This window comes from Bartonella sp. MR63HLJHH, assembly GCF_042194155.1.
Lineage (GTDB): Bacteria > Pseudomonadota > Alphaproteobacteria > Rhizobiales > Rhizobiaceae > Bartonella > Bartonella grahamii.
In genome coordinates this window covers 150,436-158,637 of record NZ_JBHIMN010000002.1, presented here as the reverse complement: position 1 = coordinate 158,637, position 8,202 = coordinate 150,436, and the positions used below count along the sequence as shown (strand labels likewise).

The following is an 8,202-nucleotide window of genomic DNA, read 5'->3' as shown; positions in this document are numbered from 1 at the left end:
AGCCACTGACACTGTTAATAAGGCTATCGATGCAGTGAAGAAAGCACCTGATGCAGCTGATAAAGCAGCATCTAGCGCGGTGGAAACAGCCACTGACACTGTTAATAAGGCTATCGATGCAGTGAAGAAAGCACCTGATGCAGCTGATAAAGCAGCATCTAGCGTGGTGGAAAAAGCCACTGACACTGTTAATAAGGCTATCGATGCAGTGAAGAAAGCGCCTGAAGCAGCTGATAAAGCAGCATCTAGCGTGGAGGAAACAGCCACTGACACTGTTAATAAGGCTATTGATGCAGTGAAGAAAGCACCTGAAGCAGCTGATAAAGCAGCATCTGATGTGGTGGAAAAAGCCACTGACACTGTTAATAAGGCTATCGATGCAGTGAAGAAAGCGCCTGAAGCAGCTGATAAAGCAGCATCTAGCGTGGAGGAAACAGCCACTGACACTGTTAATAAGGCTATTGATGCAGTGAAGAAAGCACCTGAAGCAGCTGATAAAGCAGCATCTAGCGCGGAGGAAAAAGCCACTAGTGTTGTGGAGCACCAAGGGATTATTTTAGAGAATCAGCAGGCTTTATTTAAAGATTATGATTTAGATAAGCTTTTGCATAAGATACGAATGGTGCTTGAGCATAACAATCTAAAAAATGTTAACAAGCAGTTTCATGGGCTTTTTGATAAAAAATCCCCGTCCGTTTATTCTTGCTCTTTTGAAAAGTCCGCTGTGGATGAAAAATCTCAGACTGTAAAAAAAGAGATGGAGCAGGAACATAGTACAGGTGATCAGACAAAGGTTGCTGCTGTGGAAGCTAAGGTGGAGAGCCATGATCATGAAAACAGTCACCATTTTAACAAAGTGCATGAAGTAAGTGCTCCAATTGAAGCACATCAGAGTGACAATCTTTCTTCTTCTAAAGCTTTGTATAAGGAAGGGTATGATTTTATTCGTTCTGCCAACTATGTTGATGCTGAAAAAAGCTTTTGCGCTTTTCAAAATCGTTACAAAAAAGATTCTTTGAGTGATGATGCTTTATTTTGGTTGGCTGAATCTTTGTTGGGACAAAAACGCTATCATGAAGCAGCGCAAGTTTATCTTACCGCATGGTATGCAGATAAAAAGAAGCTCTATACCTCCGAGATTTTGCTGAAATTAGCAAGAAGTATGATCGCTCTTGAGCCAAATAAAGACGATTGTGCTCATTTTTTGAAAAAATCAAAACATCAAAAAACATTAGAGTCTATTTTTTGTAAACCTGCAAAATAAATAGCGAGGTTGTTTTCGGTGTGCGTTAGACTGGCAAGAAATCTCTTTAAAACATCGGATTTTATTCAGTGTCAGAAGTTGATTCTTGCCGTCTCAGGGGGAAGTGATTCTTTGGCTTTGATGTTTTTGGTCAAAGAGCATTTGGAAACTCTCTCAGTTCCTCCAGAAATGATTGTTGTCACGGTTGATCATCAATTGCGTAAAGAATCAACGCGTGAAGTAGAAACTGTTGCGAAAATTTGTCGAGTCCATCACATTAAACATATTGCTGTGCGGTGGGAAGGTGAAAAACCAAAGACGCATATTGCTTCCAGTGCTCGTGTTGCACGCTATGATCTCTTGGTTAAAGAAGCACAAAAACAAGGCGCATCAGTTATTATGACGGGCCATACACTCAATGATCAGGTTGAAACCTATCAAATGCGGTATCAACGTCTCCAAAAAAATAGAGGTGCGTTGCACGGTGAAGTTGGTGCCATGCGTGATGAGGTTTATTCCAGTGGTTTTGCCGGTGTTTTGCGCGGTGAAGCCGAAGGTATACATGATGAGGATCATGCCAGAGAAACGGGAAAAAATATTGCCGAAAAAAACTATGGTCCCCTATATGAGCGTGGTTTATCCTGTATTCCGCGTGAGGCGTTGTTGCATAGAAAAGTGCGTTTAATTCGGCCGCTCCTTGGTGTAAAACGCCAAACATTACGGAATTATTTACGCTTACAAGGACAAACATGGATTGATGATCCAACCAATGAAGATCGCAATTTTGAACGTGTGCGCGTGCGTCAATCTCTTCATCCTGAAAAATTGGCTTATATTGCTCAAAAAATAAATGAAGCCGCATTGCAGCGTCGTCAACAAGCGAAAAATATTGCTGATTTGATCTTAGCGCTGGATATTACTGTTAAACATGGGCGTTGTTTCATAGCAAAGCCTGCGCTATTTTTACAGAAACATTCCAGTTTTCCTTTTGTGGTGGGGCTCTTTGCGGTGTTGATGGGAGGGGGATTTTATTTGCTTCCCAATCAAAAATTAAGCATGCTTGTTCAAAAACTCTGTCTCGATTCTCCAGAAAAGAAGCGTTTTACTTATGCGGGCTCTGTTATTGAATATAACAAGTACGGAATTTCTTTGTGGCGTGAAGGGCGGAATATGAAAGAGGCTATCGTTGAGCCAGATAAAACTTTTATATGGGATGGGCGCTATCAGATCACAAATCATGGATCTGAGGCTATAAAGATTGGAGCCGCAAATTTAGAACAGCTGAAATTTTTATTGAAAAATAGCGATTTTGAGCTTGAAAAGCCTCATTTTCCCTCTTTACAATCGCTGCTGATGATCTCAAATCACAAAGGGTATGATATTCCAGAGTTGATTTCTCAAGCAGTTGTTCATAAACATGTTATAATCAAGCGGATTATGGCACCTTTCGATTGGCTTTCTTCACGAGAAGATGCTGCTGTGGTAAATATTGTGGAACCTTTTTTTAATATTGAGGTGAAAAGATAAAGGAAAATTACGTTAAAAGAAAATAAACAGCTTCTCATCCCTTGGCAAGGGGCTGACAAGGTTATATGTTAAGGGGAACTGTTTGAAATCTATATTTGATTAAGTGGGCTGAATATGAATTCCAATTACCGCTCTCTCCTCATTTGGGGAGTTATTGCCTTCATTTTGATTGTGTCGTTTTCTCTCTTTAATGGAGATAGTCAGCGTTCTGGTGGTGGAGAAGTCTCCTATTCTGAATTTTTGCAAAAAGTTGAGAATAATGAGTTGAAATCTGTGACCATTCAAGGTCAAAAATTAACAGGACAAACCATTGAACATAGAGCTATTTCAACCTATGCTCCTCGTGATCCAGGTTTGATACAAAAATTGGAAAGCAAAAACGTTAATGTTAAAGCTATTCCTGAAAGCTCTGGAAATAGCATTTTCCTCAATCTTCTCTTTTCCTTATTGCCTGTTATTATTATCGTGGGGGCGTGGGTCTTTTTTATGCGGCAAATGCAAAATGGATCACGCGGTGCAATGGGATTTGGGAAATCAAAAGCGAGATTGCTTAATGAAGCGCAAGGACGTGTTACCTTTAAAGATGTTGCTGGCGTTGAAGAAGCAAAGCAAGATCTTCAAGAAATTGTTGAATTTTTACGTGAACCACAAAAATTTCAACGCTTAGGGGGGCGTATTCCACGCGGTGTTTTGCTTGTTGGTCCTCCAGGAACCGGTAAAACTTTGCTAGCACGTTCTGTGGCAGGTGAAGCTAATGTGCCATTCTTTACCATTTCAGGGTCTGATTTTGTTGAAATGTTTGTTGGTGTTGGGGCGAGCCGTGTGCGCGATATGTTCGAACAGGCTAAAAAAAACGCACCTTGCATTATCTTTATCGATGAAATCGATGCTGTTGGACGTCATCGGGGGGCTGGACTTGGTGGTGGAAACGATGAACGTGAACAGACCTTAAATCAGTTGCTTGTCGAAATGGATGGGTTTGAGCCCAATGAAAGTATTATTCTTATTGCTGCAACAAACCGTCCCGATGTGCTTGATCCCGCGTTGTTAAGACCAGGGCGTTTCGACCGACAAGTTGTTGTGCCAAATCCTGATGTTTCTGGGCGTGAACAAATCTTGAAAGTGCATGTGCGCAACGTGCCTTTAGCACCTAACGTTGACTTAAAAATTTTGGCAAGGGGAACACCAGGATTTTCCGGTGCGGACCTGATGAATTTGGTAAATGAAGCTGCTCTTATGGCTGCGAGCCGTAATAAAAGAGTTGTCACGATGCAAGAATTCGAAGATGCCAAAGATAAGGTGATGATGGGGGCTGAACGTCGTTCAACCGCTATGACACAAGAGGAAAAGGAACTCACTGCTTATCACGAAGCAGGACATGCTATTGTGGCTCTTAATGTGCCGGTTGCTGATCCTGTCCACAAAGCAACAATCGTTCCAAGGGGAAGAGCATTGGGAATGGTGATGCAATTGCCTGAAGGTGACCGCTATTCCATGAGTTATCGATGGATGATTTCTCGTTTGGCCATTATGATGGGTGGACGTGTGGCTGAAGAATTAAAGTTTGGAAAGGAAAATATCACATCCGGTGCTTCTTCTGATATTGAGCAAGCAACTAAATTGGCGCGCGCAATGATCACACGGTGGGGATTTTCTGATCTGCTTGGAAATGTAGCTTATGGCGATAACCAAGATGAAGTCTTTTTGGGTCATTCTGTTGCGCGAACACAAAATGTCTCTGAAGAAACAGCGCGCATGATTGATATGGAAGTGCGTAAGCTTATTGATGATGCCTATAAAAATGCGACTAACATTTTGAAAACAAAAAGAAAAGAATGGTTTGCTTTGGCACAAGGTTTGTTGGAATATGAGACTTTAACGGGAGCTGAAATTAACGAAGTTATTGCAGGAAAGCCTCCTTCACGCACACAGAAAGATGAGGGTGCTGCGCCACGGGGATCTTCTGTTCCAAAAACTGGAAAAATGAAGACAGAGACAACAGTGGTAGATGAAAAAGATGCTGAAGCAGCCCCTCATAAAGCAGAGACCGATAAAGGCAAGGCAGGTAAAGCAGAGGAAGCTGTTGGGAAAAAAACAGCAAAATCCGGTAATGTTGAGCCTAAGGAGGCTCAGTCTAAAGAAGTGCAATCGGATGAGACTGAGAAAAAAGCGCAAAGCACAAAAGGTACCACAAAATCAGTCAACCGCTCTAAAAGTAATGCTGAAAAGAAGTCCAGTACTGCGGGAGATGATAAAGAAAAATAAGAACTGTTTAATAACGCTTGAGTAACGATGTTTTAGGAAAATTTCTAAATTCTTTGAGAAAGGCGCAAGCAAAGCTTGCGCCTTTAATGTAATATTTGCAAAAATATGGAAGCAAAAAATTAAGCAAAGCTGTTGTATGATGACAGTTTTAGCAGGCTATAAGGCGAGGTGGTATTTTCCTTTACGGATTTAGCAAGGTGTGAGGCTAGGCGATAGATTTCCTTGCGGATTTGGTAAGGTTTGAGGTTAGGTGCTGGGTTTCTTTACGGATTTAGCAAATGTGTGAGATTATCCTTTGGTTGTGTTCAAGAGATGTGTAAAGCATTTTGAGGAGATAATATTGCTTGTATGTGTGAGGGTGTAAACATAATTGGTTGAGAGGGGTTTAGATGTGTAGATGGTGAATAGGGTTCTTGATTGTCTAAATGCATGAAGGTTTAGACCAATGATCTGATTTTATATGGGGAGGGGGCCTATTGTACCAAGGGGGCTTGTTAGGGTTTTAAAGAAAAGCCAAGGGAAGAGTTATATATTAAAGGAAAGAGGCATGGTGCAAAAATATTTTGGTACAGATGGAATTCGGGGGAAAGCCAATTCATTTCCTATGACACCCGATTTTGCCATGAAGGTGGGGATGGCTGTAGGGGTTTTATTTCGCTCACAACATCAATCGCGTCGTGTGGTGATTGGCAAGGATACACGATTATCTGGCTATATGTTGGAAAATGCTTTGGTTTCAGGGTTGACTGCTGCGGGGATGGAAGCTTTTTTATTGGGGCCAGTGCCAACACCTGCTGTTGCAATGCTTTGCCGCTCTTTGCGAGCGGATCTTGGGGTGATGATTTCTGCTTCTCATAATCCGTTCTATGATAATGGAATTAAACTTTTTGGTCCTGATGGTTTTAAACTTTCAGATGATATGGAAGCGAAAATTGAACAATTGATCGATACAGATCTTTCAAAGTCTTTAGCAAGTTCTTCTGAAATTGGTTATGCAAAACGGGTTGAGGGGGATATTTATCGTTATATTGAATATGCTAAACGAACTTTGCCGCGTGATGTTCGCTTAGATGCTTTGCGTATTGTTGTGGATTGTGCCAATGGAGCTGCTTATAAAGCTGCTCCCCGTGCTTTATGGGAATTGGGGGCTGAGGTTTTTGCTATTCATGATGAGCCTAATGGTACCAATATTAATCAAAAATGTGGATCAACCGATTTAAGCTCTTTAAAACGAAAAGTGCATGAAGTGCGTGCTGATGTGGGGATTGCTCTTGATGGAGATGGAGATCGTGTTCTCATTGTTGATGAAAAAGCACAAACGGTTGATGGAGATCAGTTGATTGCTGTAATTGCTGAAAATTGGCATAAAATGGGACGATTACGGTGCAATGGTGTTGTCACAACGATTATGTCAAATCTTGGACTGGAGCGTTTCTTGAACAGTAAAGGGTTGCACCTTGTAAGGACAAATGTTGGAGATCGTTATGTTGTCGATGCCATGCGCCAAAAGGGATATAATGTTGGTGGTGAGGCTTCTGGGCATATCGTGCTTAGTGATTTTGGTACAACGGGCGATGGTTTGGTGGCTGCATTGCAGATTTTAGCCTGTATGAAAGAAAGTCAAAGCCCTATGAGCCAATTGTGTAAACGGTTTGAACCTGTGCCGCAAATTTTAAAAAATGTAACGATTAAAAATAAAAATGTACTGAAAAAAAATCCAGTCAAAGCGGCAATCGATAAAGCAACGCAACAATTGGGAAAAGAGGCACGGCTGGTGATCCGCGCTTCTGGAACTGAGCCGCTTATCCGCCTTATGGCTGAAGGCGATGCACGAGAAGTATTGGACACGGTCGTGACAGAGTTGATGGATGTTATTATCCATCATGATGTACGCATGGGTACTGCACTTGAGGAATCTTGAATTTTTTGAGAAAATTATCAGATCATCTTTTGATAAAGCTCTTATTGTAATGCGGGATGTTGGCAATTACAAAAAGGTATGGTAGCTATGTTAGTGATGTAATAACGGTAATGGATACTCTATCTACTAATCAATTAAATAAAAAAGAGAAAAATAGAGTTCTCATAAATATAACGCGTAGAGTGTTCTATAGTTCGTAAGATATTAAAACCATGCCTTCTTTTGCTTGTTCGTAAACTAGTTATTATTTTAACAGAGTTTATAGCAGGGGGGAGTTTATTAGTGTTATTCATTCTTTTTGCTGGATATACAGTGGGGGCAGATCCTTATGAACATCAAACAGCAATGGTCATTGGTTATATCGTCGTTATGTTTCTAAGTGCAGCTGCCAATTGGGGATATGATGCGCTCCTACTACGTTTAGCTTCCCTAATTATAAACTTATACTTTTCCGATAATGAGTAGAATAATGAGAAAGAAATGAGAATGATCAATTTTTTCACGACAGTTCTAATGTTTATAAAGTAAAAAAAGCCCTGTGATGTAAAAATTATGAACATTTTTTGTATCTTGGAGGGTTACACTCTATATTAATTTATGCTTTTAAGATTTAAACATAAAAGGATTGAAGCCTGCTATAATACTGGTACGACTAAAGGGTTTAGCACCGCCCATGCTCAAAAATTAAAGCGTATTCTAGGTGCCTTTGAAGTTGCTATATCGCCAAATGATTTCAATTTTCCGTCTTTTTGATTACATCTACTAAAGGGCGTTCTCAAAGGTTATTGGTCAGTTACCGTAAATGGAAATTGTCGCGTAATATTTCGCTTTAATGGCATAGATGTCGAAATGGTTGATTATCTGGATTATCATTAAAAAGGAGATCCAAACAATGATGAAGAATCCTTCACATCCCGGTGAATTATTGCGTGAAGATGTGATCAAAGAGCTTGGTTTATCCGTTAATGAAGCAGCAGAGCGGCTTGGTATTCTCGAGTGGCACTTTCTAGAGTTTTAAATGGAAAAGCCGCTATGAGTGCTAATCTTGCTATTAGGCTTGAAATGTCTGGTGTAAGCACAGCACGTGCTTGGCTTGCTATGCAAACAAATTATGATTTATCAAAAAAAATCCTTAACAACAGTCTCATGATCAAGATTGCATAAAAGAGTATCAAACGGCGGTTAAGTTTTTGCAACAGAGACATGTGGAAGAGCAAAATAATGCGATAGCGCGTACAAAATCAAA

General features: G+C 40.6%; 4 protein-coding genes and 3 pseudogenes. All 7 read left to right on the top strand.

Annotation, left to right across the window (positions count from 1 at the left end; all coding sequences use genetic code 11):
* Positions 1 to 1,264 (top strand): annotated as a pseudogene (locus tag ACFIKQ_RS02075) (tol-pal system protein); the annotation flags it as partial.
* An 18-nt stretch (positions 1,265 to 1,282) separates the two neighbouring features.
* Positions 1,283 to 2,770: a tRNA lysidine(34) synthetase TilS gene (gene tilS, locus ACFIKQ_RS02070; protein WP_375635538.1), complete on the top strand. Its 1,488-nt coding sequence runs from the start codon at positions 1,283 to 1,285 to the stop codon at positions 2,768 to 2,770.
* Positions 2,771 to 2,884: 114 nt separating this feature from the next.
* Positions 2,885 to 5,035 carry an ATP-dependent zinc metalloprotease FtsH gene (ftsH, locus tag ACFIKQ_RS02065; RefSeq protein ID WP_375635539.1) on the top strand — a complete coding sequence of 717 codons (2,151 nt, stop codon included), beginning with the start codon at positions 2,885 to 2,887 and terminating at the stop codon, positions 5,033 to 5,035.
* A 547-nt stretch (positions 5,036 to 5,582) separates the two neighbouring features.
* Positions 5,583 to 6,956, top strand: coding sequence for a phosphoglucosamine mutase (gene glmM, locus ACFIKQ_RS02060; protein ID WP_375635540.1), 1,374 nt, complete (start codon positions 5,583 to 5,585; stop codon positions 6,954 to 6,956).
* Between the two features lie 282 nt (positions 6,957 to 7,238).
* The gene (locus tag ACFIKQ_RS02055; RefSeq protein ID WP_375652720.1) at positions 7,239 to 7,421 is read left to right on the top strand and encodes a hypothetical protein; all 183 of its coding nucleotides are present in this window, start codon (positions 7,239 to 7,241) and stop codon (positions 7,419 to 7,421) included.
* A 300-nt stretch (positions 7,422 to 7,721) separates the two neighbouring features.
* Positions 7,722 to 7,832, top strand: a pseudogene (locus ACFIKQ_RS02050) (type II toxin-antitoxin system RelE/ParE family toxin); the annotation flags it as partial.
* A 16-nt stretch (positions 7,833 to 7,848) separates the two neighbouring features.
* Positions 7,849 to 8,120, top strand: a pseudogene (locus ACFIKQ_RS02045) (HigA family addiction module antitoxin).
* The last annotated feature ends 82 nt before the right edge of the window (positions 8,121 to 8,202 follow it).

What these genes read in the sequence shown, in the direction of transcription:
- ftsH (WP_375635539.1), top strand. Translation starts at nt 2,885, where the DNA reads ATGAATTCCAATTACCGCTCTCTCCTCATTTGGGGAGTTATTGCCTTC.
- glmM (WP_375635540.1), top strand. Translation starts at nt 5,583, where the DNA reads ATGGTGCAAAAATATTTTGGTACAGATGGAATTCGGGGGAAAGCCAAT.